This window comes from Dentiradicibacter hellwigii, from assembly GCF_041770905.1.
In the GTDB taxonomy this organism is placed as follows: Bacteria; Pseudomonadota; Gammaproteobacteria; order Burkholderiales; family Rhodocyclaceae; genus Propionivibrio; species Propionivibrio hellwigii.
The window spans coordinates 405,659-421,900 of sequence record NZ_JBEUWX010000002.1 but is presented as its reverse complement, the minus strand read 5'-3'; the positions used below and the strand labels follow the sequence as shown (position 1 = coordinate 421,900).

Annotated in this window: 14 protein-coding genes; 6 read left to right on the top strand and 8 right to left on the bottom strand. The window is 57.7% G+C overall.

Annotation, left to right across the window (positions count from 1 at the left end):
• The first annotated feature begins 39 nt into the window (after nt 1-39).
• Nucleotides 40-1,065: a hypothetical protein gene (locus tag ABCS64_RS04245; protein WP_418890664.1), complete on the top strand. Its 1,026-nt coding sequence runs from the start codon at nt 40-42 to the stop codon at nt 1,063-1,065.
• A 58-nt stretch (nt 1,066-1,123) separates the two neighbouring features.
• On the top strand, nt 1,124-1,885 hold the full coding sequence (locus tag ABCS64_RS04240; RefSeq protein ID WP_418890663.1) for an SIR2 family NAD-dependent protein deacylase: 762 nt from the start codon (nt 1,124-1,126) through the stop codon (nt 1,883-1,885).
• A 167-nt stretch (nt 1,886-2,052) separates the two neighbouring features.
• Here the strand turns inward: ABCS64_RS04240 and ABCS64_RS04235 are convergent, their stop codons facing one another.
• The 3 genes from ABCS64_RS04235 to ABCS64_RS04225 all read right to left on the bottom strand — a co-directional run bounded on the left by ABCS64_RS04235 (nt 2,053) and on the right by ABCS64_RS04225 (nt 4,759).
• Nucleotides 2,053-2,295 (bottom strand): DUF3079 domain-containing protein, encoded by a 243-nt coding sequence (locus tag ABCS64_RS04235; protein ID WP_418890662.1) that lies wholly within the window; start codon nt 2,293-2,295, stop codon nt 2,053-2,055.
• 244 nt (nt 2,296-2,539) lie between these two features.
• Nucleotides 2,540-3,121 carry a hypothetical protein gene (locus tag ABCS64_RS04230; protein WP_418890661.1) on the bottom strand — a complete coding sequence of 194 codons (582 nt, stop codon included), beginning with the start codon at nt 3,119-3,121 and terminating at the stop codon, nt 2,540-2,542.
• 414 nt (nt 3,122-3,535) lie between these two features.
• Nucleotides 3,536-4,759 (bottom strand): NRAMP family divalent metal transporter, encoded by a 1,224-nt coding sequence (locus ABCS64_RS04225; protein WP_418890660.1) that lies wholly within the window; start codon nt 4,757-4,759, stop codon nt 3,536-3,538.
• Nucleotides 4,760-5,266: 507 nt separating this feature from the next.
• Between ABCS64_RS04225 and ABCS64_RS04220 the strand changes: the two genes are divergently transcribed.
• From ABCS64_RS04220 to ABCS64_RS04205, 4 genes are read left to right on the top strand one after another with little or no spacing between them, the layout of a single operon-like run.
• Nucleotides 5,267-6,847 (top strand): ABC transporter ATP-binding protein, encoded by a 1,581-nt coding sequence (locus ABCS64_RS04220; RefSeq protein ID WP_418890659.1) that lies wholly within the window; start codon nt 5,267-5,269, stop codon nt 6,845-6,847.
• Nucleotides 6,822-7,895: an ABC transporter permease gene (locus ABCS64_RS04215; protein ID WP_418890658.1), complete on the top strand. Its 1,074-nt coding sequence runs from the start codon at nt 6,822-6,824 to the stop codon at nt 7,893-7,895. Before ABCS64_RS04220 ends, ABCS64_RS04215 begins: the two co-directional genes overlap by 26 nt.
• An 18-nt stretch (nt 7,896-7,913) precedes the next feature.
• Nucleotides 7,914-8,834: an ABC transporter permease gene (locus ABCS64_RS04210; protein WP_418890657.1), complete on the top strand. Its 921-nt coding sequence runs from the start codon at nt 7,914-7,916 to the stop codon at nt 8,832-8,834.
• Nucleotides 8,835-8,843: 9 nt separating this feature from the next.
• On the top strand, nt 8,844-10,220 hold the full coding sequence (locus tag ABCS64_RS04205; RefSeq protein ID WP_418890656.1) for an 8-oxoguanine deaminase: 1,377 nt from the start codon (nt 8,844-8,846) through the stop codon (nt 10,218-10,220).
• Nucleotides 10,221-11,553: 1,333 nt separating this feature from the next.
• On the opposite strand, the gene ABCS64_RS04200 is transcribed toward ABCS64_RS04205, so the two are convergent.
• The 5 genes from ABCS64_RS04200 to ABCS64_RS04180 form a co-directional block, all read right to left on the bottom strand.
• Nucleotides 11,554-11,877, bottom strand: a complete 324-nt coding sequence (locus tag ABCS64_RS04200) for a putative quinol monooxygenase (protein WP_418890655.1) — start codon at nt 11,875-11,877, stop codon at nt 11,554-11,556.
• 149 nt (nt 11,878-12,026) lie between these two features.
• Nucleotides 12,027-12,554, bottom strand: coding sequence for a xanthine phosphoribosyltransferase (gene gpt, locus ABCS64_RS04195; RefSeq protein WP_418890654.1), 528 nt, complete (start codon nt 12,552-12,554; stop codon nt 12,027-12,029).
• A 148-nt stretch (nt 12,555-12,702) separates the two neighbouring features.
• The gene (locus tag ABCS64_RS04190) at nt 12,703-13,779 is read right to left on the bottom strand and encodes a BMP family ABC transporter substrate-binding protein (RefSeq protein ID WP_418890653.1); all 1,077 of its coding nucleotides are present in this window, start codon (nt 13,777-13,779) and stop codon (nt 12,703-12,705) included.
• Between the two features lie 296 nt (nt 13,780-14,075).
• Nucleotides 14,076-14,540 carry a cytochrome b gene (locus ABCS64_RS04185; protein ID WP_418890652.1) on the bottom strand — a complete coding sequence of 155 codons (465 nt, stop codon included), beginning with the start codon at nt 14,538-14,540 and terminating at the stop codon, nt 14,076-14,078.
• A 241-nt stretch (nt 14,541-14,781) separates the two neighbouring features.
• Entirely contained in the window at nt 14,782-16,140 is a 1,359-nt protein-coding gene (locus ABCS64_RS04180) for a PFL family protein (RefSeq protein ID WP_418890651.1), read from the bottom strand.
• Nucleotides 16,141-16,242 lie beyond the last annotated feature (102 nt).

Here is a 16,242-nt window from a genome sequence, read left to right as displayed (position 1 = left end):
CCATCGACGATATCATCCAATTTCTGAAAAGGCGATCCAATGTCGCGCATCCTCAATTGCCTTCTTTCGGCCATTGATTTTCTCCTTTCGGTCATTGGAATGGTATGCATGATAAGCGGCCTTATTCTGATGCCAAGAATGCCGAGTGCGGCAGGTATTGCCTTTGTTGTAGGGATTCCCGCATTTATTTTGGGAATGGTCCGGGATAACCGGCGCACCAAACAGATCAAATCGACCCATCAAGCACATGTCGCCCGCCGTGTAGCCGAACTGACCCAGCGGCCATGGGCGCCTAACCAATCGCTGGTAATTACCGGCAATACTTTTAACGCATTGGTAATTTCTATATTATCGATGTCAATACCTATTTTTATAATCTACGAAGAATATACAAGTATTTCTCCCAATTGGAAAATAATTATTTTATTCATATTATTTTTTCTATTATTATTAACTACTGCTATTCGATGCTTTATATTACTTGGCAAGCCTATCTGTAAATTCTCTAAAGATAAAATCAGTATCCCAGTATACGGAGAAATTAACTGGAAATATATTGATAAAATTAGTTTAAAAACAAAAATAGGAAGAAAAACACTTTATTTTCTAAAACTTTATCTCTCTGATAGCCCAGAATTCTTAAAAACTATTTGCCGGATTAACCGCCTTATGGCTTTATTAGTTCTAGGGTCAATGCGCTGTAGAGAAGTTTCTATTAGTATTACTTCAGCCAATGAAGATCCAGAAGTCATTGCTAAAGTTGCTATTTATTTGTGGCATCAGGCTACCGAAACTGTATATGACTATGATCCTGAACTCTTAGATATCTATAATGAAGTCGGACAATATATCTCTGAATTCTGGAAAAAACATCCAACAGGTGAAAGAAATAATAAATTTTATTCTGACATGAAACAGCTTGATGCTGATCTGGAAAAAATTTATTTAAAAGGAAATAGAAAAAAGAATTTTTCTTTGGATATGAAGCAACTCGAATCAGACCTGGAAAGAGACGTGCCCAGATGGAAAGAAGTCGCCCAAAAGCAGGACCCAGCATCAGGATAAACATTCGCGACAAATATTCGTATTTCCCTCATATTTTTTATCGCCTTTCATGTCATCTATGCCATCCATCCCTGAATCCTTACTTACCGCCCTGAGCGGCGCTAAGCACGTCGTCGTTTTCACCGGCGCAGGCGTCTCGCAGGAAAGCGGCATTCCAACTTTCCGTGACGAGTTATCCGGCTTGTGGCAACGCTATGACCCGCAGGAACTGGCAACGCCAGAAGCCTTCGCGCGACAGCCTGATCTCGTCTGGGGCTGGTACGAATTCCGCCGCCGAAACGTCATGCTGTGCTCGCCGAATGCCGCGCATCGAACCATTGCCGCAATGGCCGGCGTCTTTCCACGGCTTACGCTGATTACTCAGAATGTCGACGATCTCCATGAACGCGCGGGCAGCCAGAAGGTTCTGCACCTGCACGGCAGCCTGCTGCAACCGCGTTGCCACGAATGCGCTCGCGCCTACCCCATGCCTTCGGGAATTCCCGTAGAGCCGGCAACAGGCTGGCGCATTGAACCGCCACGCTGCCCGGACTGCAACGGCCACATTCGCCCCGGCGTCGTCTGGTTTGGCGAGTCGCTACCGGAAGACGCTTGGCAGGCCGCGCAGGATGCCGCGCAATCCTGCGACGTGTTTTTCAGCATCGGCACATCGGCCGTCGTCTATCCTGCCGCCGCCTTGCCTGAACTCGCCGCGCGGCGCGGCGCCCGCCTCATTCAGATCAACCCGCTGCCCACGCCGCTCGACCTGCTTGCCGCCGACAACCTGCACGGCAAGGCCGGTGAAGTGTTGACGCAGCTTTGGGCAGCGTTTCGCGCATAGGGCTTGCACGCTGCCGAAGGCAGGCGGATGCAAGCGATCGTCAAGTACAGTATTCCAGTTTATGTTTTTTGATGCCCTGAAGCCCTTTATTTACGCGGAACCCAGGGCGTTTTATGTTTTCTGCCCTGCTTTCGCGGGTCTCGGAGCTTCTTTTTTACCCCAACGCTTCACTGCGCTTTTTCCAGTTTTATCGACTTTTTGGCGTCTTTTTCAGCTTCCGGCGCGGGCGCGTCCTCGACCTCCAGCCCCCAGTCGCCGTACAAATACCAATCATCCCCCAGCAATTCGGCGGGGTGCTGGGTGCGGTCGGAACCGTTGCCGCAACCCATCGCCTCTTTCGAGCAATACCTGTCGCATCCCCAGCAGATTCGCTCAGGGTGTTTGGGATGCAGGGGAAATTTCCTCGCCATATGTCTATGTCTATTGCTACATATCGGGGCGCCGTGGTTGGCTGACTCGGACACTATACGCCTTTATCTAAAAAATTAGAGCAGATCCCGGAAAGCCACAATCTACGCGGGCTGGCGCACCGCTGTAGCCGCCTGTTTACGGGGCTTCCGGCGGCATGCCATTGGAAGCCCGCAGCGCCGTAGATCAAACGACGGTAAAACGCGCGCCCTATATTCACGGGAAATCCATCTAATCCCAAGAAATTCACGCAATTCCCGGCGGCCCCGCGCCCGGCGGCGGAGGCGGTACATAGCCGAACAGGGCCAACGCAAAACCTAAAGCGGCAAATAAAAATACGACCAGCAAGGCGATGAGAATCTGGCTCATGATGAAACCGCCGATGCTATAGCCGAGGCTAGCTTTGGGAATCGCGCCGGACAACGCATTTCCGGTAACCCAGATCGAATACAACCCCTGTGGCAATATCAGCAGCGGCGATGTGTCAAGCAGCATCAGCCCGATGCATAGCGTATCCGCCACCAGGTATGAGGCCGCCAGCAGATTGAACAAATCGCCCCGACCATCCCAGCGGCCGCCGCGCTTGAGCCACCAGCGCAAAAAACCGAGGCTGACAAGAAAAGCGCCCCATATCGATAACATCGCCATGCCAAACATTAACCACGAAGGAATAATCAACGTCTCCGGGTCTGACCAGACGCGATCGGAATCCAGGCCAACCAATAGCCCAAGGAAGGTAATCGCCAGCACGGCTTGCCAGCGCGGAAAGGCGTAGCGCTCGAAGGGAAATTTTTGCAGGAAGAATAGCGGAAAAACAAGCGACAACATGGCGCCTCCATGCCTTATCATAATCTTGAGCGAAAAGCAAACGGCCTGCTTACCCGCCCACCATCTGCTTTAGGAATAAAAACATAAGCACTGAAACTTCTATAAGCGTCAGCCAAAACAGTACTTTCCCCATGAATTAGCCTTTAGATTATCTGATATCTCAATAAAATTTGTCTGAATTAGCAAACAATACATTTAAACCTTTTTAAGGAAAATCATTTTTCCGGGATATTATTTTATCGTCGGCAATTTCAGCGAATATACACGGAGAATATACACCAAAATTCTGCCGCTCACCTGAAATGCGCACCGCCGCAGGTTCCCTATAAAAACTGCGGGAGCGCCGACGTTTCGACGCTCCCGCAGCGGATCGTGCGGCCGCAAGCTGTCAGGCGGCGTTAGAATGACTTCCGATTACTTCCAGAGATTGGCAATCCCCTGCAACGAAATCCAGCCGGCCCAGGCGGCAGTCGCCGCCGCCAGAATACCGAAGATTTGCAGCCACATCGGGTGCGCGTAGTCACCGACGATTTTCTTACTTTTCGCCGCCACCAGCATCACGCCCAGCGTCAGCGGCAAAATCAGGCCGTTGAGTGCGCCCACCAGCACCAGCGTCTGAACCGGCCGGCCAAACACCACGAATACGATCGTAGAAAAGGCAATAAACAACATGATGACGTAGGTGTTATATCTTTCGACCGCCGCCGACATCGAGCGCAAAAAGGAAACGCTGGTATACGCTGCGCCGACAATGGAAGTGATTGCTGCCGCCCAAAGGACGAGGCCAAAAAACTTGTACCCCAGATTGCCAGCGGCATGCCGGAAAACGGAAGCCGGCGGATTGGTCTGGTCCAGCTTCAGGCCTGCGGCTACGACACCCAGCGCCGCCAGAAAAATAACGACGCGCATGACGCCGGTGATCAGGATGCCGGTCACGGCGGCGCGGTTGACGCGCGGCAGGTTTTCATGCCCCGTCACGCCCGCGTCGAGCAGGCGATGCCCGCCGGCAAACGTAATGTAGCCGCCGACCGTACCGCCGACCAGCGTAATCGTCGGCAACATCAGCGCAGCATAATCATTGGGAAAGATGGATTTGACGATCGCCTCGCCGACCGGCGGATTCGAGGAAAACATCACGTAAGTGGCGAGCAGGATCATCAATCCGCCCAAGATTTTAGCGACCCGGTCCATCGCCAGGCCCGCTTCTTTCGAGGCAAAAATACCAATGGCGATAACGCCCGAGATAATGGCGCCGGTTTCAACGCTGATACCGAACAGCACATTGACCGCCATGCCCGCTCCGCCCACATTGCCGATGTTGAAGGCCAGCCCGCCGGCGACAATCAACAGCGCGATGAGGTGCCCCAGGCCGGGAAGGACCTTGTTGGCGATATCCTGACCGCGCATACGGCTCATCGTAATCACACGCCAGACGTTCATCTGCGCGCCGATGTCGATCACAATCGAAGCCAGAATGGCAAAGGCAAAGTTGGCGGCGAATTTTTCGGTAAATACGGCCGTCTGCGTCAAAAATCCCGGCCCGACCGCCGAGGTGGCCATGATAAACGCGGCGCCAAGCAGCACTGACCAGTTGGTTTTGCCTTGCGTTTCGGCCTTGTGGATGACAGGTTCTGCCATATTTATCTCTCTCCCTTCAGCAAAAATTCGTAGGGTCATGAAAAAAGTTCATTGGAAGGCAGCCTTGGAACATTATTTTTCCCTACGCAAGAACAATGCGTTCCGCCACTGCGCCGTGTTGCGAAGGCGCGATCATAACTCTTCTATTGCAATTTCAGAAGCATCTTGTGCAATTCCGGAAGCCAGATGGCTCTATTTCTCGCTGGATGCGACACAAAAAGCAAATCACATGATCTGCGCGTATAGATCTCTGCGGATTGCCCGGGTTTGCCATCGAAACAGGCAGAATGAGCGGGCTGCCCAATGCCCACAGCCTGTACCGGATGTGTCAAAATACCGCCCGCACCGTCCCGCTTTTATCGACGCATAGCCCCGTAAAACCCGGCTGTTCAGGCGATAGCGGACACGGCGCAGGCGCGGGCATTTTCCCAACGCACGCTTTTGGCCAATCCGACAAATTTGACGATTCAGACAACCTGACCTTGACGCTGCGCAATCCCTGCCCGTATGACATCCGCCGCTCCCCGTCTCGAACTGCACAACATTACCAAGCGCTACCCGTCCGTCGTTGCCAACGAAAATGTCAGCCTGACGATCATGCCGGGGGAAATTCACGCCCTGCTGGGCGAAAATGGCGCGGGTAAGAGCACGCTGGTCAAAATCATCTACGGCGCAGTCAAAGCGGACGCCGGCACCATCCGCATGAACGGCGAGGCGGTCGATATCGACAACCCCGCGCAGGCGCGGCAGATGGGCATTGGCATGGTCTTCCAGCATTTCTCGCTGTTTGAAACGCTGACCGTCGCCGAAAATATCGCCCTGGTGCTGGACGAACCGTTCAACCTGCCGAAGCTTTCCGAGCGAGTCAAAGCCGTTTCCGAGCGCTATGGCCTGCCGCTTGACCCCGACCGGCGCGTGCACAGCCTATCGGTCGGCGAACGGCAGCGCGTCGAAATCGTCCGCTGCCTGTTGCAGAACCCGCAGCTCCTGATTCTCGACGAACCGACATCCGTACTGACGCCGCAGGCCGTCGAAAAACTGTTTGAAACCCTGCGCCAGATCGCCTCCGAAGGCGTCTCCATCCTTTACATCAGTCACAAGCTACACGAAATCCAGGCGCTGTGCGACAAGGCAACGATTCTGCGCAACGGACGCGTCACCGGCACCGTGGTCCCGCGCGCAGAAACATCGGCATCGCTGGCGCGCATGATGATCGGCCGCGATCTGCCGGTCTGCCAGGCGCCGCCGTACACGGGCGAACGGCGGCCGATGCTGACCGTCGAGCACCTGAGCATTGATGCCGAAGGCCCGTTCGGCGTTTCCCTGCACGATATTTCGCTCACGCTCAATGCCGGTGAAATTCTCGGCATCGCCGGCATTTCCGGCAACGGACAGGCCGAGCTGATGGCAGCGCTCTCCGGTGAGCGGCCGGTCGGTAAGAAGACTATCCAGCTGGACGGCACCCCCATCGGCCACCTGAACGCCGGTCGACGCCGCGCCAAAGGGCTGGTCTACGTGCCGGAAGAACGCCTGGGGCGTGGCGCCGTGCCGCCGTTCTCGCTGAGCCGAAATGCCCTGCTGACCGCACACCGGCAAGGCATGAAACAGTGGGGGCTCGTCCATTACGGCAAGGCGCGAGACTACGCCCGCGCATGTGTCGAACGCTTCGACGTGCGCGGCGGCGATGTATCGACCAACGCCCGTTCGCTTTCCGGCGGCAATCTGCAGAAATTCATCGTCGGCCGCGAAATCATGCTGCGGCCCAAGGTCATGATCGTCGCCCAGCCCACCTGGGGGGTCGATATCGGTGCGGCGAGCGCGCTGCGCCAGGCATTGCTTGATCTTTCCCGTTCCGGCGTCGCCCTCCTCGTCGTCTCGGAAGAACTCGAAGAACTCTTTGAAATCAGCGACCGCATCGCCGTGCTCGCCCAGGGGCGGCTTTCGCCCGCACGCCCCAAGACCGCGCTCGACGCCGAAACGGTCGGCATGCAGATGGCCGGGCTGTTTACGCCGCCCGCAGCGCCGCAAAGCACAGCGGATGCCCAACCAGAAACGGCTACAGATGCCGCCAATCATGCACCTGCTTGAACCTCGCCCTTACCCTTCCCGGCTGATGCGCTGGCTGTCGCCGCTCATCGCCGTCATCGCCACACTGGTGACCGGTTCGCTGCTTTTTTGGGCACTCGGCAAACCGCCGCTCGAATCCTTCCATATCTTTTTTATTCAACCGCTGACCAGCAGCTACGGCTGGAGCGAACTGCTGATCAAGGCCTGCCCGCTAATCCTGATTGCGCAAGGGCTGGCGCTCGGCTTCAAGGCGCGCATCTACAACATCGGCGCCGAAGGCCAACTGATCGTCGGCGCGCTCGCCGGCGGCGGCGTCGCCATTGCCTGCGAAGGCAGCGATTCCGCCTGGATTCTTCCGGCCATGGTGCTGGCCGGCGCACTGGGCGGCGCATTCTGGGGCGCGATTCCCGCCCTGCTCAAAACGCGCTTTAACGCGCAGGAAACGCTGACGACGCTGATGCTTGCCTATATCGCCAACTACCTGCTCGCCTATATGGTCAATGGCCCGTGGCGCGACCCGGAAGGCATGAACTTCCCGCAGTCGATCATGTTCAGCGATCCGGCGCTGTTCTCGCCCCTGTTTGAAGGTTTGCGCGTTAACACTTCGGTTTTCATCACCCTTTTTGCCATCCTCGCTTTCTGGGCTTTCAACGCGCGCAGTTTTTTGCACTTCCAGATCGAGGTTGGCGGCTACGCGCCCGCCGCTTCGCGTTACGCCGGTTTTTCTGCCAACCGCACTGCCTGGTTTACGCTGGTGCTTTCGGGCATGGTCGCCGGCATCGCTGGCGTCGGTGAAATCGCCGGCCCAGTCGGCCAGCTCAATCTCAACATTTCCCCCGGTTACGGCTTTGCCGCCATCATCGTCGCCTATCTGGGGCGTCTGCACGCGCTCGGCATCATCGCCGCAGGGTTTTTGATGGCGCTGCTCTATCTCGGCGGCGAGGCCGCACAGGTCGCCCTGCAACTGCCGGCGGCAATTACGGGGATCTTCCAGGGCATGCTGCTTTTCTTTCTGCTTGGCGCCGACGCCTTCGTCGATAACCGTCTGCGCCGGCCGCTCGCCGCATGAACACGACTGCATAACGCCATGATCGAACATATCGTCCCCATTCTGGCTGGTACGCTGGCCGCTGCCGTACCGCTGATTTTCGCCGGTCTGGGCGAACTCGTCGCCGAACGCACCGGCGTCATCAATCTCGGTGTCGAAGGCATGATGCTCGCCGGCGCCATTGCCGGGTTCGCTGCTGCCGTAGAAAGCGGACAGGGCGCGGCCATTGGCCTGCCGGCCGGGGCGCTGGCCGGCGCCGGCATGGCGCTGATCTTCGCTTTTTTCGCGCTGCTGCTGGCCGCCAACCAGGCGGCCTGCGGGCTGGCGCTGACGATTTTCGGCATCGGGCTGTCGGCCTTCATCGGTCAGCATTACATCAGCTATAGCCTGCCTGGGCTAAAGCCCTTCGCCATTCCGCTGCTTTCCGACATCCCCCTGCTCGGCCCGATACTGTTTAAGCAGGATGCCGTTGTCTACCTGTCGATCCTCACGTTCGCCGTTATTGCCTGGGGGCTGGCGAAAACCCGTCTCGGCCTGTTGCTCAAGGCCGTTGGCGAATCACCGGAAGCGGCGCACGCCATCGGCTATCCGGTCATTGGCATCCGCTTCGGCGCGACGCTTTTCGGGGGGGCGCTGGCCGGCATTGCCGGCGCTTATCTGTCGACCGTCTATACGCCGCTGTGGGTGCAGAACATGAGCGCCGGCCGCGGCTGGATCGCCGTCGCGCTCGTCGTTTTCGCCTCCTGGAAGGCAGAACGGCTGATGCTCGGCGCGTATCTGTTCGGCGCCGTCACTATCCTGCAATTTCACGCGCAAGGGCTGGGCATTACGATTCCCGTGCAACTGCTCGCCGCCTTGCCCTATCTCGCCACCATCATCGTACTCGTCGTCATTTCGCGCGACCGCCGCGTGCTCCAGAACAACCTGCCCGCCTCGTTGGGCCGCTCTTTTCTGCCCTGAACCGCCTTAATGACGACGCTGCTGCTCAAGGATGCCGATCTGCTGGTGACGATGGATGCCGACCGGCGCGAAATTCCGGGGGGCGGCGTTTTTGTGCGTGATGGCGTCATTGAAGCGGTCGGCCCATCCGCCAGCCTGCCGACGCAGGCCGATGAAACGCTTTCGCTGGCCGGTTGCCTTGCCCTGCCCGGTCTCATCAACACGCACCACCACATGTACCAAAGCCTGACGCGGGCATTGCCCGGCGCACAGGACGCCGAGCTGTTTGCCTGGCTGCGCCGCCTGTATCCGGTCTGGGCGGGGCTGACGCCGGAAATGATCCGCGTCTCGACGCTAACGGCGATGGCCGAACTGATCCTTTCCGGATGTACGACGAGCAGCGACCATCTCTACCTTTATCCGAACGGCGCGCGGCTCGACGATTCGATTGAGGCCGCAGCGCAGATCGGTATGCGTTTTCATGCCGCGCGCGGCAGCATGAGCGTCGGAGAAAGCGAGGGAGGCCTGCCGCCCGACCGGCTGGTCGAAGATGAAGACACCATTCTCAAAGATACGCAGCGGCTGATCGAAACCTGGCACGACTCGGCGCGGCACGCCATGCTGCGCATCGTCGTTGCGCCCTGCTCGCCTTTTTCGGTCAGCCGCAGCCTGATGCGGGAAGCCGCGCGCCTGGCGCGCGCGTACGGTGTTTCGCTGCACACGCATCTGGCCGAGAACGACAACGATGTTGCCTACAGCCGCGAAAAATTCGGCATGACGCCGGCAGCGTATGCCGAATCGCTCGGCTGGACGGGCGCGGACGTCTGGCATGCGCATTGCGTCAAACTCGACGAGGCAGGCATCGACCTTTTTGCACGCACGGGAACTGGCGTTGCGCACTGTCCGTGTTCAAATATGCGTCTAGCCTCCGGTATCGCACCGATTCCCGCCATGCGCCGGGCAGGCGTTCCCGTCGGCCTCGGCGTCGACGGCAGTGCCTCGAACGATGCCGCGCACCTGCTCGGCGAAGCACGCCAAGCCATGCTCCTCGCCCGCGTCGGCTGCCAGCCCCATGCGGAGCCGGCGGCGATGAGCGCGCGGCATGCGCTGGAACTCGCCACATTGGGCGGCGCCCGAGTGCTGGGGCGCGACGATATCGGCGCGCTGGTCCCCGGCATGAGCGCTGATCTTGTCGCTTTTCCTCTCGATACGCTGGCGCTGGCCGGAGCGGCCGTGCATGACCCCGTGGCCGCGCTGGTTTTCTGCGCGCCGCAACAGGTTCGTTACGCCATCATCAACGGCAAGCCCGTCGTGGCCGAGGGGCAACTGCTGCCGCTCGAACTACCGTCATTGATTGCCGACCACAACCGGCTGGCCAGGCAGCTCATCCGTTCAACGAAGTCGTAAAAACAGGCGTAAGGACATTTAGGGTGATAAAAAGAGCTTGAAGCCTTATGCTGCAAGTCTTTAATGGGGATCCAAGGCTTTGAACAAAAAGTTGCCCTTTTTGCAGCGCAAAACAGATCAAGCAGAACGGCGCTTCGTCATCGATGTCAGCGATGGTAAATAGACCGCCGCGCAACTTGCAGCCCAGTATGGATGCAGTTCAAAAACCATCCATCCGCCGCCATCTCGCCCAAGCAGCCACCAAGACCCCTTACAAAAATAACCGGAGCGTATTGCCGCGCCAGGTTGAAGCATCACCGAATCACAGCCGCCGTGACCGAAGACACGCAATAATGCTTGCCCCGCAGCCCGCGTAAAACGGGCATCTCCGGAAGGGCTGCCCGCCAGCCCAGTGTTTACGCGGGTTTCCGGCCTGCCTATCCGCAAGCCCAATGTTTACGGGGACGTCCGGCCTACCTGCCCGCAAATGCCCGATTGACGTGGGCTTGCGGCCAATCGATTTAGATAACCGAGCGTCACATCCAGGACAGGCAGGCAGCAATCTTGGTTTGCTGTCTTGAACGTTCCGTAGCCGCCCGCGCACCACTGACACACCACCGGACGCACAGGAGCGAAGCATCACTTCGGCTGTCGGCGCTGCGACAGTGCCTTGCGTTGCAATACCGGCTGCGCAGGAAAGAAGCATCGCCAGTTGAATCACCGTCAACTGCCGCAGACTCACCCTCCACAATATCCGCCACAACACCTGCCCTGAACCCCGCGTAAAATGGGCGTTTCCGGAAGGGCTGCCCGCCAGCCCAGTGTTTACGCGGGTTTCCGGCCTACCTATCCGCAAGCCCAATGTTTACGGGGGCTTCCGGCCTACCTGCCCGCAAATGCCCTATCGACAAGGACTGCAGAAGCAACCGACCGGGCTGAAACACCCAAAAGACACGGGGTCCGGAAGGGGGATTTGGCGGCATGAAAAGTCTTTTGCAGTGACATTACGGGCTGAAAAAGGAGAATAAGGGACGGTCTATAAAGAATTATTTCGCTCAAGAATGAGACCTTGAGCATGAATTTTGTCCTTTAGCGCCAAGCGTCTGAGGAAAAGCATGAAATTTGGCCATTACCCCTAAAAACAGCCGGCGCCCTTATCTCAGCCTGATGCCGCCGAAGAGACTCTTGCGCCCATCGTCGACCAGCGGTTCAAACGGGACGCCCATCCTGGGCGAAGCCGATATAAGGATACGAGGTCTATTCGACCGTTTGCTTCAAAGCCTCACGAATGCCGGTGCGCAGCGCTGAATTTCAATGCGTTTTGCCAAAGATTCAAAGATTGCGGGGGTTCGGCTCAAAAGCCTTGCAGGGTTTCGACCGTGTGAATGACTTCCGGCGGCGCGGCGAAGCAGTGGCTAACGCAGCTCCGCCATTTCTGGAAATCCTCTGACGCCCGGAAGTCGACGGTATGGGCTTCCAGCGAGTTCCACTGGACGAGCAGGTGATACATGCAGGGGTTTTCGACAAAGCGCCGCAATTCCATACTCAGGCACCCTTTGGCGCGCCGGAACAATGGCGCAGCCTGGCGCACGCCCGCTTCAAATTCCGCTTCCATGCCCGGTTTGATGGAAAGCAGGCAGACTTCAAAAACCGTTGTTTGGGTCATTGGCTGTGTCATTTTTATATTTCCTTTTTTATGCCCTCAGATTCTCTGAGGCCAACCCACGCCGCGACAAGCAGAGGGCATCAAACATCGTGTCAGCCCCATATTTCACGGGCTTTACTTTTTTGGTGATCTCCGCTCGTAAAAACCATACGAAATTCCGCTCATCCGGCATCTACTTGGCAATTTTTCTTTAGCGGCGGCACAAAGGTGTAGTCGATATCCCAAGGGAAGTACACCCATTTATCCTGGCGGAACTCCTTGACGCAGAGATCGACGACTTCCCGCCCCATCGGCTTGGCATAAAGCGTGGCGAAGAAGGCCTTGGGTAACAGCTTGCGAATCATGCGCGCCGTCGCCCCCGTATCGACCAGATCGTCGATCAGCAGATAGCCTTCGCCGTCGTGCTCGACCCCCTTGAGAATCTTGACCTCGGTGCGCATGATCTGCGCGCCCTGTCCGTCGTCGGACGCGGCCTCGTAGCTGGAAGCACAGATCGTATCGAGCAGGCGGATTTCCAGTTCGCGCGCAACCAGCGCCGCCGGAATCAGGCCGCCGCGCGCAATGGCAATGATGCCTTTGAACGGCCCCCGATCCATCAAGGCGCGGCACAGCAAGCGCGTATCACGGTGCAGCTCCGGCCATGAAATGACGATATCGTCCCGATAGGGGCTGATGAATGCATTTTCCATGCATGGATCCTTGAGTCAGAACTTGAATGAAAAATCAGCAGCGGCCGCACATGAACTGATGAACGGGCATATGGCAAGGCCCATGGCGTGCGGTAGGCCGGCTGCGCGGAGCCGAAAAACGTTCTCCGCGCGCGATGGTCATCCGGCCTTACTTGGGCAGATTGCCTTCGATGCCCTCGACGTAAAAATTGATCTGCTTTAACTCGGCGTCCGTATAGGTTTTGCCAGCGGGCAGCACTTCCTTGCCGGACTGATCCTTGAGCGGGCCGGCAAAGGGATGCAGGCTGCCGGTTTTAAGTGCATCGCGCCGCGCTTCTACCAGCTTTTTCACATCTTCCGGCAATTGAGGGCCGAAATAACCAACATTGACCGCGCCCTCTTTGACGCCCCACCAGATATTCGATGTTTTCCAGGCGCCGGCCTCAACGTCGGCAATGACTTTTTTGTAGATCACCTCCCAGTTGAGGACGGAGGCGGCCAATTGCGCCTTGCCGCCGAATTTGGTCATATCCGAGTTCCAGCCAAAACCGAGGATGCCTTTTTCCTGCGCTGTCTGGACGACGGCCGGCGAGTCGGTGTTCTGCATCAGCACGTCACTGCCCTGGGCAATCAGCGCCAGCGCCGCTTCACGCTCTTTGCCGGGGTCGAACCAGGAATTCACCCAGATGACGCGCGTCGTTACCTTCGGATTAACGCTGCGCGCGCCGATCGTGAACGCATTGATGTTGCGGATTACCTCAGGAATGGGAATCGAGGCAACAATGCCGAGCTTGTTGTGCTTGGTCATTTTGCCGGCGATGACCCCGAGCATGTAAGAACCTTCATACGTGCGCACGTCAAAAACGCCAAGGTTAGGCGCCGTTTTATAGCCGGTGGCGTGCATGAAGATGGTGTTCGGAAAGGCTTTGGCCACTTTGACCATCTGGTTCATATACCCGAACGATGTGCCAAAAATGACTTTGTAGCCCTTTTGCGCCAGATCGCGGAAAACACGCTCGGAATCGGCGGTTTCCGGCACATTTTCAACGAAAGTCGTCTTGACCCTGCCGCCGGAATGCGCTTCGAGCTGTTTGCGCCCTTCGTCATGTGAATACGTCCAGCCATGATCGCCTGTCGGGCCGATGTAAACAAAGCCGGCCTTCAGCGGCTCGGCAGCGTGCGCCAGAGCCACGCAGGAAGCGGCGAGCAGCGCCGAAGCCAGGGTTTTGAAACGTGCCAGTGCCATAAAAAGACTCCTTGATCTCGTCGAGATTGATGAAGTCGGCTATTTTCCGGAACTTTCCGGATCTTGTACATAGCCGGGAAAGGTTTCCGGTGTGTGTTTTCGGCATATCAATGACCAAAACGACATCCGCCGATTTTTACTCTATGGAAATCCCGCAGACAAAATGGAAATCCCGCAGACAAAACACCAGCAAAGCAGAACGATGTTGCGCCGCCCTGGCGCCAGCGCGTCGGTCAAGCTTGCCGGATGCTGATTCCCAGCTTTATCCCAACCCTGGTTTCAGCCTCTTTCCTAACCTATCCCCACATACGCGAAAGCACCGGCGCTCCCCGGCCTTGGTGAATGATCGTCATCACGACATGGCCGGCAACCAGCACAAGCAACACCCACCCCAGTTCGCCGTGCCACTGGTTCCCGAGTTCGACCAGGAACTTGTTCCCCTGCGCCCTGCCGATCTGGCGGGCAATAGCCAATGCCGGAACGGCAATCATGAGGGCATACAGTGCCAGATGCCCGGTTCTGGCCGCCAGATTATTCTTGGGACGATGCGACATTTGCGTCACAGCCCATAAAACACGCAGGACGATCAAAGCGGCCAGCACAAAACCGACCGTTTTGTGCATTCCCATGAGCGAGGATCTGAACTGTTTATCGATATTCCAGGCGATGGCCGTTCCGAACATAAAAAGATAACCCACGGCCATGATCCAGTGAAAGCTGCGCGAAATGCTGCCGTAGCGGTTTCTTGTATCGGTTTTCATCCTTTTCTCTCCTCGTTTCATGGAAGATTCTGGGCGCGGAAGATCCAGCATTCAGGCCGTTCTCAAGGAGAGTATAAATCCTTGATTCATCTGCGCGCAGCGTGCCGGTTCCGGCCAAGTCCTTCCCTATCAGCGCCCGATTGTACGGCTGGCTATACGACTCGGCGCGTTGATCAATCCCGCCTGGCTGAGTAATCCGTGCTGGCGAAGATGCCGCGGCCCCAGCGAACGGCTTTGCCGCTTAGTTTTTCATCGACTGCACCGGCGCGGGGATGCGGCCGCCGCGCGCGATGAAGTCCGCACACGAGCCCGTCTTGACCGGCATAATCGGCGCGTAGCCGAGTAGGCCGCCGAATTCGACGCGTTCACCCACGCCTTTGCCCGGTACGGGGATGATGCGCACGGCGGTGGTTTTGCTGTTGATCATGCCGATGGCGGCTTCGTCGGCAATGATGCCTGCAATGGTCGCCGCCGGGGTGTCGCCCGGCACGGCAACCATGTCGAGGCCGACAGAGCACACTGCCGTCATCGCTTCGAGTTTGTCCAGGGTGAGGACGCCGCTGGCAGCGGCGGCAATCATGCCTTCGTCCTCGGAGACGGGGATGAAGGCGCCGCTCAGGCCGCCAACGGCGGATGAGGCCATCATCCCGCCTTTTTTCACCGCGTCGTTCAGCAGGGCAAGGGCGGCGGTGGTGCCGTGCGTGCCGCAGACGCTGAGGCCCATTGCTTCGAGAATGCGGGCAACGCTGTCGCCGACGGCGGGGGTGGGCGCGAGCGAGAGGTCGAGGATGCCGAAGGGGATGCCGAGGCGTCGCGCCGCTTCCTGGCCGATAAGTTCGCCGACGCGAGTGATTTTGAAGGCGGTTTTTTTGACGACTTCGGCGATTTCGGTGAGGTTCTTGCCGTCGCAGTGTTGCAGCGCCGCCTGCACCACGCCTGGTCCGGAGACGCCGACGTTGATGACGGCGTCCGCTTCGCCCGCGCCGTGGAAGGCGCCCGCCATGAAGGGGTTGTCTTCGACGGCGTTGCAGAAGACGACAATTTTGGCGCAGCCGAAGCCTTCCGGGGTGATGGCGGCAGTGTGCTTGATGGTGTCCGCTGCGAGCTTGACCGCGTCCATATTGATGCCGGCGCGGGTGCTGCCAATGTTGATGGAGGCGCAGACGATGTCGGTCGTGCGCATCGCTTCCGGGATGCTGGCGATCAGGACGCGGTCGGCAGGCGAAAGGCCTTTGTGCACCAGAGCGGAGAAGCCGCCGATGAAGGAAACGCCGATGGCTTTGGCGGCTTTGTCCAGCGTCTCTGCCACGCTCACATAGCTGTCCGCCCCGGTCGAAGCGGCGATTTGCGCGATCGGCGTGACGGCAATGCGCTGGTTGACGATGGGTACGCCGTATTTGGCGGAAAGCGCTGTGGCAGTCGCGACCAGGTCTTTGCCGATGCGGGTGATTTTGTTGTAGATGTTGCGGTTGAGCGTATCGATGTCGGGCGAGATGCAGTCGTGCAGGTCGATACCGATGGTGATGGTGCGCACATCAAAGTTTTGCTCGGACACCATGCGGATGGTTTCGAGGATTTCGGTGGAATGAATTTGCGTCATGGGTTTCTGTGATGAATGGGTTGAATGCTGCACGGTGATACCAATTCCAGGAATTGGGCCGGGAAGGCGGCGCGCCGCGGACAGCATATGAGTACAGCAAGG